Consider the following 16,743-nt stretch of genomic DNA (forward strand, 5'->3'; position numbering starts at 1 on the left):
GGTGGACGTGGCTTTGGATGACAAACAGCAACAAAAAGGGCGTACGACTCGAAAAGCTGATGAGTCGTACGCCACGGGGTGGACGCCGTCCGGCGCCCCGGTGGAGCTCAGGCGCCGGTGTCGCGGGAGGCCTGGCGGGTGCTCTCGGCGCGGGCGAGGGCCGCGTCGACGACCGCGTCCTCCTTGGCCTTGTTGGCGCCGCCCTGGGTCTTCACGATCGTCACGATCAGACCGGTGAAGAACACGGCCATCACTACCGGGGGCACGAGCGCGGAGACGTAGTCCATGCCGTCCAGAGTAGCCAGGGGCCGCGGAGCGGGTGCGGGGTGGGGGTGGCCTGGACCGCCCCCGGGTGCGACTAGACCGCGGCGAGCTGCTGCGGTGCGTTCGCGGGCGGGGCGGCCGGTTTGCGCCTCGGGGGGAAGACCTCGCCGGGGGTGGGGATGGGGCGGTCGCGGCGCGGGGTCTGCGGCTTGGGCTGGGGGGCGGCCGGCTTCTCGGCGGGCTTTTCCGCGGGCTTCTTCCTGCCGGGTTCCTCCGTGGCGGCGGCGAGGCCGCCCGGGAGGGCCGTCAGACGGGTCCGCGCACGACCGCGGGAGGCCGGGACCGTACGGAGGGCGAGACGCATGCGTACGTCCTGCTCCGCGAGGTCGTGGCAGCGGTCGAGGAGAGCGGCCGCGACGGGGTTGCCGCGCAGGGCGCGCAGCGCGGCGAGGTCGTCCGGGACCGGGCGGTAGCCAACCACTAGGGCCTCCTCCAGAAGCGTCAGAAAGCCGGCCGCCGTGCCGGGGAGCGCGGCGCGGTAGCGGGCGAGGTCGGCCAGCAGGAAGGCGCGCAGCCGGGCGCCCTCGCGGGCCGCCTCGTCGACTGCCTCCGCCAGGCGGAGGCAGTCCTGCACGTCCTCGGCCGAGGCGGGGCGGGGGTGGAGGGCGAGAGCGAGCGCGCGTCGGAGCACTCGCAGCTCCTCCGCACCGAACGCCATGCCGCCGCGGGATCCATAGGGCGTGGGCATGCTCGCGACGATACGCGCTAATCAGACAAAATCCGTAGATCGGATACCGTGTGGCGTGGCTTCGCCATGTTGATTGGCGTGGCTCCGCCGGTTCAGTTGTTGTCTGCGGGTGAGTGGGGGCTTGTCGCGCAGTTCCCCGCGCCCCTTTGGGGCGCCGCCGGGGGCGCTGTCAGGTTCTGGAGACGTTTCTTTCGTAGACCAGGCGGAGGCCGATCAGTGTCAGCCAGGGTTCGTGTTCGTCGATGACCGAGGACTCGCCGAGGACCATGGGGGCCAGGCCGCCGGTCGCGATGACCGTGACGTCGTCGGGGTCCTCGGAGAGTTCGCGGGCCATGCGGCTGACGACGCCGTCGACCTGGCCGGCGAAGCCGTAGATGATGCCCGACTGCATGGCCTCGACGGTGTTCTTGCCGATGACGGTGCGGGGGCGGGCGATCTCGATCTTGCGGAGCTGGGCGCCGCGGACGCCGAGTGCCTCGACGGAGATCTCGATGCCGGGGGCGATGACGCCTCCCGCGTACTCCCCGCGCGCGGAGACCGCGTCGAACGTCGTCGCCGTGCCGAAGTCGACGACGATGGCCGGTCCCCCGTAGAGCTCGACGGCCGCGACCGCGTTGATGATGCGGTCGGCGCCGACCTCCTTGGGGTTGTCCATCAGGATCGGGACGCCCGTCTTGATGCCCGGCTCGACGAGGACGGCGGGTACGTCACCGTAGTAGCGGCGGGTGACCTCGCGCAGCTCGTGCAGGACCGAGGGGACCGTCGAGCAGATCGCGATGCCGTCGATGCCGTCGCCCAGCTCGTCGCCCAGGAGCGGGTGCATGCCCATCAGGCCCTGGAGGAGTACGGCCAGCTCGTCCGCGGTGCGGCGGGCGTCCGTGGAGATGCGCCAGTGCTCGACGATGTCCTCGCCGTCGAAGAGGCCGAGGACGGTGTGCGTGTTGCCTACGTCGATCGTGAGCAGCATGCCTACTCAGCCTCGCTCGTCGTCGACGCGTCGGAGGCCTCGGACATCTCGTCGGCCTCGCGCAGGTCGAGGCCGATGTCCAGGATGGGCGAGGAGTGGGTGAGGGCGCCCACCGCGAGGAAGTCGACGCCGGTCTTCGCGTACGTGAGGGCGGTGTCCAGGGTGAGGCGGCCCGAGGCCTCCAGGAGGGCGCGGCCGTCCACGATGGCCACGGCCTCCTCGCACTCGCCGGGCGTGAAGTTGTCCAGGAGGATCAGGTCGGCGCCCGCGTCCACGACCTCGCGGAGCTGATGCAGGGTGTCGACCTCGACCTCGATCGGCACGTCCGGGAAGGTCTCCCGTACGGCCTTGAATGCCTGGGTGACGCCGCCCGCGGCGACCACGTGGTTGTCCTTGACGAGGGCCGCGTCCGAGAGGGACATGCGGTGGTTGACACCGCCGCCCATGCGGACCGCGAACTTCTCCAGGGAGCGCAGTCCCGGCGTCGTCTTGCGGGTGTCGCGCACGCGCGTGTCGGTGCCCTCCAGAACGTCGGCCCACGCGCGCGTGGCCGTCGCGATGCCGGAGAGGCGGCACAGGAGGTTCAGGGCGCTGCGCTCGGCCGTCAGCAGGTCGCGGGTGCGGGTGGTGACGCTCAGGAGCTTCTGGCCGGCCTCGACGCGGTCGCCGTCGTCGACGTGCCGTTCGACCTCGAACTCGTCCGTGCAGACCACGGAGACGACCGCCTCGGCGACCCTGAGGCCCGCGACGACACCGGCCTCGCGGGCGGTGAAGTCGGCGGTGGAGACGGCCTCTTCGGGGATGGTCGCGACGGTGGTCACGTCCACGCCGTGGTCGAGGTCCTCCTCGATGGCCAGATGGGCGATGTCCTCGATCTCTACGGGGTCGAGCCCGGCGTCGGCGAGGAGCTGCGCGAGGGCGGGGTCGAGCCCGCACTCGGCGTACTCCAGGGGATCGACGTCGTACTCCCCTGCGGCGCCGCAGCCGCAGCCGTCGCCGCAGCCACCGCCGGTGAGGAGGGGAAGGTCGGGGGTGCTCACTTCTGTCACTGCTCCTGGGGACGGGACTGCTGTGTCGGGGGGAAGTCTGGGGTGTCGGTGGTGTGTACGGCGAGTGTCCGGTCGGGATTCAGCCGTACGACGATGTGGCGCCGCCAGTTCGTGTCGTCCCGTTCACCTTTGTCCTCGCGCCAGTGGCAGCCGCGGGTCTCCTCGCGCAGCCGGGCGGCGGCGACGAGGACGCGGGCCACGCACAGGAGGTTGGTGGCCTCCCAGGTGTCGACGCCGGGCTCGGCCGTCTTGCCGTTCTCGTCGAGGGCGTCGCGGGCTTCGGTGTGCAACTGCTGGATGCGCTCGGCCGCGGTCTCCAGGGAGGCGGCCGAGCGGAGGACGCCGGCGCCGTCGGTCATGATCCGCTGGATCGCGAAGCGTGCCTCGGGGGCGAGCAGCGGATGGGCGGGCCTCTCCGGGTGGGCGACCGGCGCGGGCACGCGCGCGTGGAGGCGGTTCTCCTGGTGGCTGCCCACGATGTCGGCCGCGATGCGCTCGGCGTAGACCAGGCCCTCCAGGAGCGAGTTGGAGGCGAGCCGGTTGGCGCCGTGGACGCCGGTGCAGGCGACCTCGCCGCACGCGTACAGGCCGGGGACGGTCGTACGGCCCCGGGAGTCCGTGCGGACGCCTCCGGAGGCGTAGTGGGCGGCCGGGGCGACCGGGACGGGCTCGGTGACCGGGTCGATGCCGTGGGCGCGGCAGGCGGCGAGGATCGTCGGGAAGCGGTGCTCCCACATGTGGGCGCCGAAGTGCCGGGCGTCCAGGTACATGTGCTCGGCGTCCTGCTCCTGCATGCGCCGCATGATGCCCTTGGCGACGATGTCGCGGGGGGCGAGTTCGGCCAGTTCGTGCTGGCCCAGCATGAAGCGCGTGCCGTGCGCGTCGACCAGGTGGGCGCCCTCGCCGCGGACCGCCTCGGAGACCAGCGGCTGCTGGCCCTCGGCGTCCGCACCGAGGAACAGCACGGTCGGGTGGAACTGCACGAACTCGAGGTCGCTGACCTCGGCGCCGGCGCGCAGGGCGAGCGCCACGCCGTCGCCGGTGGAGACGGAGGGGTTGGTGGTCGCCGAGAAGACCTGGCCCATGCCGCCGGTCGCGAGGACCACGGCGGGGGCGTGGACGGCTCCCACGCCGTCGTGCTGGCCCTCTCCCATGACGTGCAGGGTCACGCCCGCGGTGTGCCCTTCGGTGTCCGTGAGGAGGTCCAGGACGAGCGCGTTCTCCACCGTACGCAGTCCACGCGCGCGTACCGCCTCGACCAGGGCGCGGGAGATCTCGGCGCCGGTGGCGTCGCCGCCCGCGTGGGCGATGCGCCGGCGGTGGTGGCCGCCCTCGCGGGTCAGCTCCAGGACACCCCCTTCGGACTCGTCGAAGTGGGCGCCGGTCTCGATGAGCCGGCGTACGGCGTCGGGGCCCTCGGTGACAAGGATGCGGACGGCGTCCTCGTCGCACAGGCCCGCGCCCGCCACCAGCGTGTCGTCGAGGTGCTGCTCGGGGGTGTCGCCCTCGCCCAGGGCCGCCGCTATGCCGCCCTGGGCCCAGCGGGTGGAGCCGTCGTCGAGGCGGGCCTTGGTGACGACGACGGTGCGCAGACCGGCGGCGTCGCAGCGCAGGGCCGCGGTGAGTCCGGCGACTCCGGAGCCGACGACCACGACGTCGGCGGTGAGGGACCAGCCGGGTGCGGGCGCGTGCAGACGTATGCCTGTGCTGGTGCCTGTGCTGGTCACGAGGCGGCTCCGAAGGTCAGAGGAATGTTGTCGATCAGCCGGGTCGTCCCGACCCGGGCGGCGACGGCGAGGACCGCCTCGCCGGTGTGGTCGTCCGGGATCTCGGTGAAGTCGGACGGATCGACCAGCGCGAGGTAGTCGAGCGCGAGCGGCGGGTTGAGGCGGGCCGCGTCGTCCAGGACCAGGCGGGCTGCGGCGCGGACCGCGGCGGGGCCGCCGGGGGCCGCCTTGGCGACGGCGTGCGTGTCGGCCGCGGCGCGGGACTCGCCGATGGCGCTGAGGGCCGCGGCACGCGCGTGCGTGGCGGGCACCTCACGGGCACGCGCGCGCAGGGCCTCCTGGGCGGCGTGCCGGTCGCTGCCCGCGAACAGGGCCTGGGACAGGGCCAGCGCGGTACGGCGCTCGGTGGCCGACAGATAGCGGTTGCGGCTGGACAGGGCCAGGCCGTCCGCCTCGCGCACCGTCGGGACGCCGACGATCTCCACGCCGAAGTTCAGGTCGCGCACCATGCGGCGGATCAGGGCGAGCTGCTGGGCGTCCTTCTGCCCGAACAGCGCCAGATCGGGGCGGGTGAGGTGCAGCAGCTTGGCGACGACGGTGAGCATGCCGTCGAAGTGCCCGGGCCGCGTCGAGCCCTCCAGGCGCCCGCCCATGGGGCCGGCGCTGATGCGGACCTGGGGTTCGCCGCCCGGGTAGACCTCGTCCACGGAGGGGGCGAACACGACGTCCGCGCCCGCCAGTCCGGCGATCTTGACGTCGGCGTCCAGGGTGCGCGGGTAGCGGTCGAGGTCCTCGCCCGCGCCGAACTGGAGAGGGTTCACGAAGACGGTGACGACGACCTCGCCGTCGCCCGCGATCTCACGGGCGGTGCGGATCAGCGTCGCGTGGCCCTCGTGCAGGGCGCCCATGGTCATCACGACGGCACGGCGGCCGGTGCGCACGCGCGCGTGGAGCTCGTCGGCGGTGCGCAGCACGGTGGTGGTCATCGGGTGGCTCCGTTCTCGGCACCTGCGCGCGTCATCGGGCGTCTCCTTCGGGCCCGTCGGGTCCGTTCGTTCCGTCGGTTCCGCTCGGGCCGTTCGGTCCGCCCGGCCCGGCGGTCCCGGCGGTCCCGGCCGTTCCGGCCGTCCCGTTGGCGAGTACTCCGAGGAGGTCCTCGGCGAGTTCCGGCTTGAGCAGGCCGTGGGCGAGGGCCCGGTCGGCGGTCGCACGGGCCATCGCCAGATAGCCGGCGACGGTCTGGGGCGCGTGCTTGCGCAACTCGGCGACATGGGCCGCGACCGTGCCCGCGTCACCGCGCGCCACCGGTCCGGTGAGGGCCGCGTCGCCCGACCTCAGCGCGTTGTCCAGGGCGGCGCCCAGCAGCGGGCCGAGCATCCGGTCCGGGGCCTCGACGCCCGCCGCGCGCAGCAGCTCCATGGACTCGGCGACCAGCGTCACCAGGTGGTTGGCGCCGAGCGCGAGGGCCGCGTGGTAGAGCGGCCGGGAGGCCTCGGCGATCCACTCGGGCTCGCCGCCCATCTCGATGACCAGGGCCTCGGCGGCCAGACGCAGCTCCTCGGGCGCGGTGACCCCGAAGGAGCATCCGGCGAGGCGCTGCACGTCCACGGGGGTGCCGGTGAACGTCATCGCGGGGTGCAGCGCGAGCGGCAGCGCACCGGCGCGCAGCATGGGGTCCAGGACCCTCGTGCCGTACCGCCCGGAGGTGTGCACGATGAGCTGTCCCGGCCGTACGGCACCGGTCTCGGCGAGGCCCTCCGCCAGTCCCGGCAGGGCGTCGTCCGGGACGGTCAGGAGCACCAGGTCGGCCCGCTCCAGGACCTGCTCGGGGGTCACCAGCGGCACGTCGGGCAGCAGCTGCGCCGCTCGTCGCCGGGAGGCGTCGGAGACTCCGGAGGCGGCCACCGGGCGGTGTCCGGCGAGCCGCAGCGACGCGGCCAGGGCGGGGCCCACACGACCGGCGCCGACCACACCGACGGTGAGCCGTGCGGGGCGGTCCTTGGGGTCTGGCTGGGGGAATGTACTCACTCGACGGCGGCCTTCCGTTCCAGTCCGCTCGGGGTACCGGACGATTTCTCGTCATGTTAACGCGATTGGTCCGAGGGCCGTTTTTTTGTCCACAGGCTGTGGGGAATTCATATGACCGGTCGCCGTCGTGTCCTGCATGATCCGGGCATGGGCGATACGACGGAGCATTCGGTGGAACAGGCGGCGGACCAGGCGACTGCGCGGGCGGCGGACCAGGCATCTGAGCGGGCGGCGGACGGTTCGGCCGGGCAGGCCGCGGAGGAGACGGCCGAGCAGCGGCGCGAGCGGCGAAGGGTCGCCTGGCGAGGGGCGCGGCGGGTGCTGTGGCGGCCCGGTTTCCACGCCACGGTCGGTGAGTTGCTGGCCCGGCTGACGGACGCCGCACCGGACGTGTACGACCTGGACAAGCCGGTGGACATGTACGGCGACGGGATCGTCGAGACCCTGGAGGAGCGGGTCGCGGCTCTGCTCGGCAAGGAGGCCGCCGCCTTCTTCCCCTCGGGCACGATGGCCCAGCAGGTCGCGCTGCGCTGCTGGGCGGGCCGTACGGGCAGTACGACGGTGGCGATGCATCCCCTCTCCCACCCGGAGGTCCACGAACGGAATGCCCTCGGCACGGTCAGCGGCCTGCGGACCGTCCATCCGACCCGCGAGCCGCGGATGCCCTCCGCCGAGGAGATACGCGACCTGGCGGAGCCCTTCGGGACGCTCTTCCTCGAACTGCCCCTCAGGGAGGCCGGTTTCGTGCTGCCCTCCTGGGAGGAACTGGTCGCCGTCACGGACGCGGCGCGCGAACGCGACGCCGTGGTGCACTTCGACGGGGCCCGCCTGTGGGAGTGCACCACCCGTCTCGGCCACTCCCTGGACGAGATCGCGGACCTCGCGGACAGCGTCTACGTGTCGTTCTACAAGTCGCTCGACGGAATCGGCGGCGCCGCCCTCGCGGGCCCGAAGACGCTCGTCGACGAGGCGAAGGCCTGGCGCCACCGCTACGGAGGGCAGATCCTCCAGCAGTTCCCCACCGTCCTGGCCGCGCTGATCGGCCTGGAGAAGGAGCTGCCGCGGCTCCCGGAGTACGTGGCCCACGCGCGCGTGGTCGCCGCGGCGCTGCGCGAGGGGTTCGCCGGGGCCGGGGTGCCCTGGGCCCGGGTCCACCCCGAGGAGCCGCACACCCACCAGTTCCAGCTCTGGCTGCCGTACGACGCCGACGCCCTCACCCACGCGGGGACGTTGCAGGCCGAGGAGACGAAGACCGGCCTGTTCCCGCAGGTCTGGGAGCGGGGTGGCCCTGGCCTGGCGTTCACCGAGGTCACTGTGGCCGCACCGGGGCTGGAGTGGACCGCGCAGGACGTCCGCGAGGCGGTCGCCGACTTCGTGGGGCGCCTGCCGCGCTGAGGGCCGGGCCAGTGCCGGTGCCGGTGCCGGTGCCGGTGCCGGTCGGCGACCGAGCAGCCGGGCCGGCCCAAGAGACCGGCTCAGTGGGCCTCGGCGCGCCTCAGTGTCCGAGCAGCCGGGCCAGTGCCACCCGCATCCGCCCCCGGACCGGACGGCCGGTCAGGGCGGCGCGGAACCGGCGGTGGTCGGCCAGTTCGCGCATGGCCTGCCAGTCGTGGCTGCCGGGGGCCGGCGGGGTCGGGTCGCCGTGCTGCCGGGCGCGGTAGGTGTCCAGGAGGTACTGCTGGGTGATGCTCATGGCGGATCGCCTCTTCGGGACTGGGTACGGACGTGAACGCCGTGGGCCCCGCGGTTGCCCCGGTCTGCGATCCCAGCTTGCGCGCGCCCTGCCGGGGCGTCGCGTCGATTGACCGCGGTCGTCAATCGACGGCCGCGTTGTCAGTGGCGGGGTGCACCATGAGGTCATGAGCGTGACCATCGACATTTCCGGGCTCCGCGGGGAGCGGGTGGCCGTCGTGCCCTCGCCCCTCGCCGAGCTCTGCATGGCGCTGCACGCACTGGCCGAGCCGGGACACCATCCCGGGCTGCAGGGCTGGGCGACCGGGGTGACCGCACGGCTCGACCCGCATCTCGCGGACCGGATGTGCGAGGCCGACTTCCTGTGGCGGACGACGTTCTCGGACCTGTTCCTGCCGTATGCGGGAGTGGGGGGCGGCACCACGCTCCCCGGCGCCACGCTGGCCGAGGACCTGGACCTGCTCGACAAACTGACGGACGACCAGTTCGTGGACGCGGCCCTCGAATTCACCTGCGCGCTGCCGTACGACGCGCAGGGCGCGGGCGCGCTCACCAATGCCGGGGCCCGTCGGCGCGCGCTGGAGCTGGCCGCCGCGCGCGGACCCCGGCCGGCGGAGTTCACCGCGCGGCTGCTGGAGGACCCGCCCAGGATCCGCGCCTGGCTGCGGCAGTTCCTGGAGGACTGCGACGAGGCCTTCTTCGCCGAGACCTGGTCCCGGCTGCGCCACCCGCTCGCCGCGGACGCCCGCCACAAGACGGACCTGCTCAGACGCAAGGGCCTGGCCGAGGCGCTGGCCTCGGTGTCGCCCGCGGTGACACTGGACGAGGCGGCCGGCCGCGTCACCGTCGACAAGCTGGGCAGCGGCCACACCATGGTCCGGGACAGCGGCCTGTTGCTGGTGCCGACAAGCCTCGGCTGGCCCCACCTCATGGTGCTGCACCGGTACGGCTGGCAGCCGGTGCTGCACTACCCGGTCGGCTCCCCCGAGTTGGCGGCCCCGCCCTCCGTCGAGCAGCTGACCCTGCGGATGACGGCCCTGTCCCACCCGGTGCGGATGCGTCTGTGCCGCAGTCTGGCCCGCAGCGCGTTCACCACGAGCGAGCTGGCCCAGACGCACGGCATGACGCCGCCCGAGATATCCCGGCACCTGAGCGTCCTGAAGAAGGCGGGCCTGCTCACCACCCGCCGACGCGGACGGTACGTCCTGCACCAGCTGGACGTCACGATGGTGGCCCGCCTGGGCAGCGACTTCCTGGAGGGCATCCTGCGCTGAGCGCCACGTTGGGCCGGGGCCCCGCAGCCGCCGTACGCCCCCAGAGGCGCGCTCGGCGCACCGGATCAGCCGCATCCGCGGCCGCAGGTCAGGTCAGTCGAAGCGGATGTGCCTTGCGACTGTCGTGTGGTCGGTCCACAGGTGCTCGGCGAACTCCGGTTCGCGCAGCCGCTTCAGGACGGTCTCGCGCTCCGCGAGCAGTGTGAAGTGGCGTACGTCGTGGCCCTTTTCGCGCAGCAGCCCGACGGTCTCGTCGAAGTAGCCGAAGTCGGTGACCGTCATGGGCGCGATGACGACTCCGTCGTGCTTGGTGAGGGCGAGGTCGAGCACCTCGACCACGCCCTGCCGCCAGGACACCAAGTCAGCCGCCGCTGGAGCTCGTACGCGGTTTGCGTCCTACCGCCCCCGAAAGAGCCGTTGATCCACACAAGCATGCGCGGACCCTAGTGGCCGCCGGTCACACCCCGGTCACGCGCGCCCCGGCACCCGGACGGTGGTCGGTCCGGTCCCTGGGCCGTGGTCAGCCCTGTCCCCCGCTCCCGCCACCGGCCCGCACCAGACCCGTCTCGTACGCGAGGACGACGACCTGGACGCGGTCGCGCAGGCCCAGCTTCGTGAGTATGCGGCCCACATGGGTCTTGACCGTCGCCTCGGAGAGGACGAGCCGGGCCGCGATCTCGCCGTTCGACAGGCCCTGCGCGACCAGGATCATCACCTCGCGCTCGCGCCCGGTGAGCCGCTCCAGCTCCTTGTGCTGGGGCTCCTTGCCGGCGCTGGGCAGCATCGGCGCGAACCGGTCGAGCAGACGCCGGGTGGTGGAGGGCGCGACCACCGCGTCCCCGCTGTGCACGGAGCGGATCGCGGCGAGGAGTTCGCCGGGCGGCACGTCCTTGAGCATGAAGCCGGAGGCGCCGGCCTTGAGCCCCGAGAAGGCGTACTCGTCGAGGTCGAAGGTGGTCAGGATCAGCACCTTCGGCGGGTTCTCGTCCTGACAGATGCGGCGGGTGGTCTCCACGCCGTCCAGCTTCGGCATACGTACGTCCATGAGCACCACGTCGACCGCGGTCGCGCGCAGCACCTGGAGGGCCTCGACGCCGTCGCCCGCCTCCGCCACGACCTCCATGTCCGGCTGTGCGGCGAGCACCATCCGGAACCCGGTGCGCAGCAGCACCTGGTCGTCGACGAGCATCACGCGGATCGGCATGGGAAGGTCCTCCGGTCGGTTCGTGGAGCTGAAGCGTGCACGTGTCAGTGGGCCGGCTTGAGCGGAAGCAGGGCGCTGATGCGAAAACCGCCGCCCGGCCGCGGCCCGGCGTCCAGGGTGCCGCCGACCATACCGACGCGCTCGCGCATCCCGATCAGGCCGTGGCCCCGGCCGTCGGCGCCGCCCTCCTCGTACAGCTCGTGCGGGGCGCCCTTGCCGTCGTCCTCGACGAGCAGGCCGAGGCCGTCGTCGAAGTAGACCAGGCGCACGCTCGCACCCGCGTTCGGCCCCCCGTGCTTGCGGGTGTTGGTGAGGGCCTCCTGCACGATGCGGTACGCCGTGAGCTCCACGCCGCTGGGCAGGGGGCGCGGGGTCCCCTCGATCTTGAAGTCGACGGGCAGGCCGGAGGTGCGGCACTGCTCGACGAGGTCGTCGAGCTGCTCCACATCGGGCTGCGGCACGTACTCGCCGGACTCCTGGTGTTCGCCGGTGCGCAGTACGCCGAGGAGGCGGCGCATCTCGGCGAGGGCCTGCCGCCCCGTCCCGGAGATGGTCTCCAGGGCCTTCTTGGCCTGCTCGGGAGCCGAGTCGAGGACGTACGCCGCGCCGTCGGCCTGGACCACCATCACCGAGACGTTGTGCGCGACCACGTCGTGCAGCTCGCGGGCGATCCGGGCGCGCTCGGCGGCGACGGCGACCTTGGCCTGCGCCTCGCGCTCCTTCTCCAGACGGGCGGCCCGCTCCTCCAGCTGCGCGAAGTAGGCGCGGCGGGTGCGCAGGGAGTCGCCGAGCACCCAGGCGAGGGCGAACGGGACCATCTGGAAGACGACTATCGCCAGGTGGCCCGCGCCGCTCGTGTTCTCGTCCGGCCAGCGCAGCTGCGAGAGGGGCGCCGCGAACAGACCGGCGGTCAGGGCGAGCCGGGAGGCCCAGCGCGTGCCGTTCGACGCCACGGTGTAGCTGATCACCAGCAGCGCGAAGTCGGCCGCCACCACCGCCATGTCAAGCGCCAGCTGTGCCACACCCACGGCGACGGCCAGCAGCAGCATCTTCTCGGGCATGCGCCTGCGCAGCGCGATCACCAGGCAGAGGAGCAGGGTGACCGGGATGACGACGACCGGGAGGTCGGTCCCGGTGGCCTCCTGGTTCGCGGTTCCGCCCACGACAGAGATCCCGAGGAGGAAGACGGCCCAGAAGCCGTCGACCCACGTCGGGTGCCTGCGGAGAAAGTCATAGAGGCGCTGCACGTAACCCAGCGTAGGGAAGCGTGGTGTGTGCAGGGGTCAACCGGAGGGTCGATCCGTAACCGGTGCTCGTACTCCCCAAGGTGGAGGCCCCACTCGACTCGGCGCTTAACCTGACGCGGTGGAAGCGGCCGGGAGCAGTGGTGAGCGCAGTGAGGTGTGACAGGGCGGACGGGGCGCGCGGGTGGCGTCCGGCGACCGAGGAGGCGCTGTACGGGCCCTCCGGTTTCTATCGCCGTCCGGAGGGCCCCGCGGGTCATTTCCGCACCTCGGTGCACGCGTCACCGCTGTTCGCGGGGGCCGTGGCCCGGCTTCTGTGCCGCGTCGACGAGGCGCTGGCCCACCCCGCCGACCTCGCCTTCGTCGACATCGGCGCGGGCCGCGGCGAGCTGGTGACCGGCGTCCTGAAGGCCCTCCCCGCCGAAGTGGCCTCCCGCGCGCGTGGGCACGCCGTGGAACGGGCCGCCCGTCCCCCCGGACTCGATCACCGGATCGAGTGGCTCCCGGAGCCCCCGCCGGGCGTCACGGGCCTCCTGTTCGCCAACGAGTGGCTCGACAACGTCCCCCTGGACGTGGCCGAGGTGGACGCGGAGGGGACGGTACGGCTCGTTCTCGTACGGGAGGACGGGACGGAGGCCCTCGGGGAGCCGCCGGCCGGGGCGGAGGCGGAGTGGCTGGCCAGGTGGTGGCCGCTCACGGGGACTCCGGGCAGCCCGCTGCCGCCCCCTGAAGCCCCAAACGGCCCGCCTCCGCCCGAGGAGCCGCCCGAGGACGTCCACGCGTCCGCAGCGGGCCTCCAGGGCCCTGCCCAAGCCCCTCACGGCCCTCACGGCCCTCACGGCCAGGCTGCCGAGGGCCTCCGGGCCGAGATCGGGCTCCCCAGGGATGCCGCCTGGGCCGCTGCCGTGGCCTCCCTGGGCCGAGGTCTCGCCGTGGCCGTGGACTACGCGCACTTCGCCGGCGCGCGGCCACCCTTCGGAACGCTGACCGGGTTCAGGGACGGCAGGGAGACCGCACCCGTCCCCGACGGCTCCTGTGACATCACCGCGCATGTGGCGCTGGACGCGTGCGCCCTGCCCGGGGCGCGGCTGCTGAGCCAGCGGGAGGCACTGGGCGCGCTCGGGGTGAGCGGGGAGCGGCCGTCCCTCGCCCTGGCCTCCACGGACCCGACGGCGTACGTACGGGCCCTCGCGGGCGCGGGCGAGGCCGCCGAGCTGACCGCCCGGGGCGGACTCGGCGACTTCGGGTGGCTGCTCCAGCCGGTTGGAATTCCGAACCCGCTCGCCGGCGGTGAACAGCCCTCTACGTAGAGCGCGGTTTTCCTACTTGTCGATGTCCCCGACGACAAAGAACAGCGACCCCAGGATCGCCACCATGTCCGCGACCAGCGTCCCCGGCAGCAGCTCCACCAGCGCCTGGATGTTGTTGTACGAGGCCGAGCGCAGCTTCAGCCGGTACGGGGTCTTCTCGCCCTTGCTGACGAGGTAGTAGCCGTTGATGCCGAGCGGGTTCTCGGTCCAGGCGTACGTGTGGCCCTCAGGGGCCTTCAGGACCTTCGGGAGCCGCTGATTGATGGGCCCAGGGGGCAGCTCGGCGAGCCGGTCCAGGCAGGCGTCGGCGAGGTCGAGCGCGACGTGCGTCTGCTCCAGCAGGCACTCGAAGCGGGCCAGACAGTCGCCCTCCTGGCGCGTGACGACCTTCAGGGTGTCCTGGAGCTCCCCGTACGCGAGATACGGCTCGTCCCGGCGCAGATCGAAGTCGACTCCGGAGGCGCGGGCGATGGGACCGCTCACTCCGTAGGCGTGCACGGCCTCCGGGGAGAGGACGCCCACATCCCTCGTACGACCGCGGAAGATCTCGTTGCCGAGCACCAGGTCGTCGAAGCGGTCCATGCGGGAGCGCACTCCGGCAACGGACGCCCGCGCGCGCGTGGTCCATCCGGCGGGCATGTCCTCCTTGAGGCCGCCGACCCGGTTGAACATGTAGTGCATGCGCCCGCCGGAGATCTCCTCCATGACGTGCTGGAGTTCCTCGCGCTCGGTGAAGGCGTAGAAGATCGGCGTGATCCCGCCCAGCTCCAGGGGGTACGACCCCAGGAACATCAGGTGGTTCAGGACCCGGTTCAGCTCCGCGAGCAGCGTGCGCGTCCACACCGCGCGCTCGGGGACCTCCATGCCGAGCATCCGCTCCACGCCGAGGACCACGCCCAGCTCGTTCGAGAAGGCGGAGAGCCAGTCGTGGCGGTTGGCCAGCATGATGATCTGGCGGTAGTCGCGGGCCTCGAAGAGCTTCTCCGCGCCGCGGTGCATATAGCCGATCACCGGCTCCGCGTGCTGGATCCGCTCGCCGTCGAGGACGAGCCGCAGCCGCAGCACACCGTGTGTGGACGGGTGCTGGGGCCCGATGTTGAGCACCATGTCCGTGCTCTCGGCGGCGCCGCCGATGCCGACCATGGTCTCCGTGGGACCCGTCGTAGGAGTCATGGGAACAGTGTCGCGTACGTACGCTTGCGGCATGGAGACGGGGACCTCGGAAAACGCGGGGCGGACAGCGGGGCAGGCGGCGGGCGAGCCGGTGTGGATCGGCCTCCCGCCGGGGCTGCTGAGAATGCGACGGCTGTTGCTGGTGGTGTGGCTGGGGCTGCTGACCGTCGGTACGGGCCTGCTGCTCGGCCTGCTCGCCGGGCCCGGCTGGGCGGCCTTCGCCCTGCTGCCGCTCGCGGTGCTGCTCTGGGGCTGGCCGATGCTGGGCCGCAACTGGCGGTCCTGGCGGTACGCCGAGCGCGCCGACGACCTGCTGATCAGCCGGGGTGTGCTGTGGCAGGAGGAGACCGTCGTGCCGTACGGGCGCATGCAGTTGGTCGAGGTCACCTCCGGCCCCGTCGAGCGGCACTTCGGGCTGTCGAGCGTGCAACTGCACACGGCCGCCGCGGCGACGGACGCCCGCATTCCGGGGCTGGACCCGGCCGAGGCGGAACGGCTGCGCGACCGGCTCACGGAGCTGGGCGAGGCCCGATCGGCGGGGCTGTGACGACGCCGGGCGCCTCCAAGGACGTAGAGGATGTACGGGACGAGCCCCGGCGCGTACCCGAGGAGGCAGCCGTGCCGGAGGCGACGCCCGTACCGGAGGAGGCGGCCGAGGGCGGGCGGGAGGACGCGGCCGGGCCGCCCGAGCGGCGGCTGCACCCCGTGACGCCGCTGCGGCGCGCGTGGGCGCCCGTCGCCGTGATCGCCGGCTGGGCCGTGCACGACCCCGACCAGGCGCAGCGGCAGCTGACGCGGCTCACGACGATGACGCTGCTGGCCGTCCTGGTCGCGGCCGTCGTGGGGGCAGCCCTCTACGGCTTTCTGAGCTGGTGGTTCACGCACTTCGCGGTGACCGACACCGAACTGCGCATCCGTACGGGCCTGGTGTTCCGGCGCACCGCGCACATCCGGCTCGAACGGCTACAGGCCGTCGACGTCACCCAGCCGCTGCTGGCCCGCGTGGCCGGGGTCGCCAAACTCAAACTCGACGTCGTCGGGACCGACAAGAAGGACGAGCTGGCCTATCTGGGCCAGGAGGAGGCCCGGATACTGCGGGCCGAACTGCTCGCGCGGGCCGCCGGTTTCGCGCCCGAGACCGCGCACGAGGTGGGCGAGGCGCCGGTGCGGCGGCTGCTCCACGTGCCCGCGGGTGTCCTCGCCGTGTCGCTCGTCCTGACCGGGGCCACCTGGGGAACGCTGGCCGCCGCGCTCGTCGTACCGCCACTCCTGTGGTTCGCCACCCACAGCGTGTGGACGGTCCTCGCGACGGCGCTTCCGCTGCTCGGCGCGGCGGGCGCGAGCAGCGTGGGGCGGTTCGTCGGCGAGTACGACTGGACCGTGGGCGAGTCCCCGGACGGGCTCCGCATCGACCACGGGCTCCTCGACCGTACGCACGAGACGGTGCCGCCCGGGCGCGTCCAGACCGTACGCATCGTCGAGCCGCTGCTCTGGCGGCGGCGCGGGTGGGTCCGGGTCGAGCTGGACGTGGCGGGGTCGTCCAACTCCGTGCTCGTACCGGTCGCTCCGCGCGAGGTCGCCGACGCGGTCATCGGGCGGGTGTTGCCGGGCGTGACCGTGCCCACCTCACTGGCACGGCCGCCGCGCCGGGCGGGCTGGTGCGTGCCGTTCTGGTGGCGGGGCTACGGGCTCACCGTGACCGACACCGTCTTCGTGGCCCGGCACGGGCTGCTGCGCCGCAGCATCGCGCTCGTGCCGCACGCCAAGGTGCAGAGCGTGCGCCTGGAGCAGGGGCCGTGGCAGCGCCGCAAGGGGCTGGCCGACGTCCGCGTGGACACCGGCGCCAACAAGACCGTGACGGCCCGGCTGCGGGACGCCTCCGAGGCGGCGGAACTGCTGTACGGCCAGGCGGACCGGTCACGCACGGGACGACGGGAGGCCAGGCCGGACCGGTGGATGGCCTGAGGCCTTCGACCGACTCGGACGAAGCGAGCGGCTTGTCAGGAGCGAACGACGTGAGGGCAGTGGCGGGTTGCCACTGCCCTCATCACGTACGCGATCGG

16 protein-coding genes and 1 pseudogene are annotated in these 16,743 nt (G+C 72.8%); 5 read left to right on the top strand and 12 right to left on the bottom strand.

All coding sequences use genetic code 11. The features are described 5' to 3' along the window. Window positions 1-107: 107 nt before the first annotated feature. The 7 genes from ACIBEI_RS23945 to ACIBEI_RS23975 form a co-directional block, all read right to left on the bottom strand. Window positions 108-287, bottom strand: a complete 180-nt coding sequence (locus tag ACIBEI_RS23945) for a hypothetical protein (protein ID WP_189843148.1) — start codon at window positions 285-287, stop codon at window positions 108-110. A gap of 71 nt (window positions 288-358) precedes the next feature. Next, window positions 359-982, bottom strand: a complete 624-nt coding sequence (locus ACIBEI_RS23950; RefSeq protein ID WP_398892403.1) for a hypothetical protein — start codon at window positions 980-982, stop codon at window positions 359-361. A gap of 199 nt (window positions 983-1,181) precedes the next feature. Continuing rightward, complete coding sequence (locus ACIBEI_RS23955) at window positions 1,182-1,979, bottom strand: type III pantothenate kinase (protein WP_398892029.1); 798 nt, start codon at window positions 1,977-1,979, stop codon at window positions 1,182-1,184. A 2-nt stretch (window positions 1,980-1,981) separates the two neighbouring features. Then, window positions 1,982-3,019, bottom strand: a complete 1,038-nt coding sequence (nadC, locus tag ACIBEI_RS23960) for a carboxylating nicotinate-nucleotide diphosphorylase (RefSeq protein ID WP_398892031.1) — start codon at window positions 3,017-3,019, stop codon at window positions 1,982-1,984. 5 nt (window positions 3,020-3,024) lie between these two features. Further along, window positions 3,025-4,755, bottom strand: coding sequence for an L-aspartate oxidase (locus tag ACIBEI_RS23965; protein ID WP_398892033.1), 1,731 nt, complete (start codon window positions 4,753-4,755; stop codon window positions 3,025-3,027). After that, the gene (gene panC / locus ACIBEI_RS23970; RefSeq protein WP_398892035.1) at window positions 4,752-5,741 is read right to left on the bottom strand and encodes a pantoate--beta-alanine ligase; all 990 of its coding nucleotides are present in this window, start codon (window positions 5,739-5,741) and stop codon (window positions 4,752-4,754) included. The genes ACIBEI_RS23965 and panC overlap by 4 nt, the downstream gene beginning before the upstream one ends. A gap of 31 nt (window positions 5,742-5,772) precedes the next feature. After that, the gene (locus ACIBEI_RS23975; RefSeq protein ID WP_398892037.1) at window positions 5,773-6,783 is read right to left on the bottom strand and encodes a Rossmann-like and DUF2520 domain-containing protein; all 1,011 of its coding nucleotides are present in this window, start codon (window positions 6,781-6,783) and stop codon (window positions 5,773-5,775) included. A gap of 147 nt (window positions 6,784-6,930) precedes the next feature. On the opposite strand from ACIBEI_RS23975, the gene ACIBEI_RS23980 reads away from it, so the two are divergent. Continuing rightward, window positions 6,931-8,178 carry a threonine aldolase family protein gene (locus ACIBEI_RS23980; RefSeq protein ID WP_398892039.1) on the top strand — a complete coding sequence of 416 codons (1,248 nt, stop codon included), beginning with the start codon at window positions 6,931-6,933 and terminating at the stop codon, window positions 8,176-8,178. A 100-nt stretch (window positions 8,179-8,278) separates the two neighbouring features. On the opposite strand, the gene ACIBEI_RS23985 is transcribed toward ACIBEI_RS23980, so the two are convergent. After that, window positions 8,279-8,476, bottom strand: a complete 198-nt coding sequence (locus tag ACIBEI_RS23985; RefSeq protein WP_398892041.1) for a hypothetical protein — start codon at window positions 8,474-8,476, stop codon at window positions 8,279-8,281. A gap of 166 nt (window positions 8,477-8,642) precedes the next feature. Here ACIBEI_RS23985 and ACIBEI_RS23990 point away from each other — a divergent pair, with 166 nt between their 5' ends. Beyond that, complete coding sequence (locus tag ACIBEI_RS23990; RefSeq protein ID WP_398892043.1) at window positions 8,643-9,749, top strand: DUF5937 family protein; 1,107 nt, start codon at window positions 8,643-8,645, stop codon at window positions 9,747-9,749. Window positions 9,750-9,860: 111 nt separating this feature from the next. On the opposite strand, the pseudogene ACIBEI_RS23995 reads toward ACIBEI_RS23990, so the two are convergent. The 3 genes and pseudogenes from ACIBEI_RS23995 to ACIBEI_RS24005 all read right to left on the bottom strand — a co-directional run. Further along, window positions 9,861-10,183: pseudogene (locus ACIBEI_RS23995) on the bottom strand (ATP-binding protein); the annotation flags it as partial. Between the two features lie 86 nt (window positions 10,184-10,269). Then, window positions 10,270-10,953 carry a response regulator gene (locus ACIBEI_RS24000; protein ID WP_398892045.1) on the bottom strand — a complete coding sequence of 228 codons (684 nt, stop codon included), beginning with the start codon at window positions 10,951-10,953 and terminating at the stop codon, window positions 10,270-10,272. A gap of 44 nt (window positions 10,954-10,997) precedes the next feature. Further along, window positions 10,998-12,200, bottom strand: a complete 1,203-nt coding sequence (locus ACIBEI_RS24005) for a sensor histidine kinase (RefSeq protein ID WP_398892047.1) — start codon at window positions 12,198-12,200, stop codon at window positions 10,998-11,000. 140 nt (window positions 12,201-12,340) lie between these two features. Here ACIBEI_RS24005 and ACIBEI_RS24010 point away from each other — a divergent pair, with 140 nt between their 5' ends. Next, window positions 12,341-13,507: an SAM-dependent methyltransferase gene (locus tag ACIBEI_RS24010; protein WP_398892049.1), complete on the top strand. Its 1,167-nt coding sequence runs from the start codon at window positions 12,341-12,343 to the stop codon at window positions 13,505-13,507. 12 nt (window positions 13,508-13,519) lie between these two features. Here ACIBEI_RS24010 and ACIBEI_RS24015 read toward each other — a convergent pair whose 3' ends face one another. Further along, window positions 13,520-14,680 (bottom strand): NADH-quinone oxidoreductase subunit D, encoded by a 1,161-nt coding sequence (locus tag ACIBEI_RS24015; protein ID WP_398892051.1) that lies wholly within the window; start codon window positions 14,678-14,680, stop codon window positions 13,520-13,522. Between the two features lie 31 nt (window positions 14,681-14,711). Here ACIBEI_RS24015 and ACIBEI_RS24020 point away from each other — a divergent pair, with 31 nt between their 5' ends. Continuing rightward, entirely contained in the window at window positions 14,712-15,227 is a 516-nt protein-coding gene (locus ACIBEI_RS24020) for a PH domain-containing protein (RefSeq protein WP_398892053.1), read from the top strand. Continuing rightward, window positions 15,224-16,645, top strand: a complete 1,422-nt coding sequence (locus ACIBEI_RS24025) for a PH domain-containing protein (RefSeq protein ID WP_398892055.1) — start codon at window positions 15,224-15,226, stop codon at window positions 16,643-16,645. The genes ACIBEI_RS24020 and ACIBEI_RS24025 overlap by 4 nt, the downstream gene beginning before the upstream one ends. Window positions 16,646-16,743: the final 98 nt, after the last annotated feature.

It is taken from the genome of Streptomyces sp. NPDC050988 (assembly GCF_044456225.1).
Classification (GTDB): Bacteria; Actinomycetota; Actinomycetes; order Streptomycetales; family Streptomycetaceae; genus Streptomyces.

What these genes read in the sequence shown, in the direction of transcription:
- ACIBEI_RS23945 (WP_189843148.1), bottom strand. Translation starts at nt 287, where the DNA reads ATGGACTACGTCTCCGCGCTCGTGCCCCCGGTAGTGATGGCCGTGTTC.
- ACIBEI_RS23950 (WP_398892403.1), bottom strand. Translation starts at nt 982, where the DNA reads ATGGCGTTCGGTGCGGAGGAGCTGCGAGTGCTCCGACGCGCGCTCGCT.
- ACIBEI_RS23955 (WP_398892029.1), bottom strand. Translation starts at nt 1,979, where the DNA reads ATGCTGCTCACGATCGACGTAGGCAACACGCACACCGTCCTCGGCCTC.
- panC (WP_398892035.1), bottom strand. Translation starts at nt 5,741, where the DNA reads ATGACCACCACCGTGCTGCGCACCGCCGACGAGCTCCACGCGCGCGTG.
- ACIBEI_RS23980 (WP_398892039.1), top strand. Translation starts at nt 6,931, where the DNA reads ATGGGCGATACGACGGAGCATTCGGTGGAACAGGCGGCGGACCAGGCG.
- ACIBEI_RS23985 (WP_398892041.1), bottom strand. Translation starts at nt 8,476, where the DNA reads ATGAGCATCACCCAGCAGTACCTCCTGGACACCTACCGCGCCCGGCAG.
- ACIBEI_RS23990 (WP_398892043.1), top strand. Translation starts at nt 8,643, where the DNA reads ATGAGCGTGACCATCGACATTTCCGGGCTCCGCGGGGAGCGGGTGGCC.
- ACIBEI_RS24000 (WP_398892045.1), bottom strand. Translation starts at nt 10,953, where the DNA reads ATGCCGATCCGCGTGATGCTCGTCGACGACCAGGTGCTGCTGCGCACC.
- ACIBEI_RS24015 (WP_398892051.1), bottom strand. Translation starts at nt 14,680, where the DNA reads ATGACTCCTACGACGGGTCCCACGGAGACCATGGTCGGCATCGGCGGC.
- ACIBEI_RS24020 (WP_398892053.1), top strand. Translation starts at nt 14,712, where the DNA reads ATGGAGACGGGGACCTCGGAAAACGCGGGGCGGACAGCGGGGCAGGCG.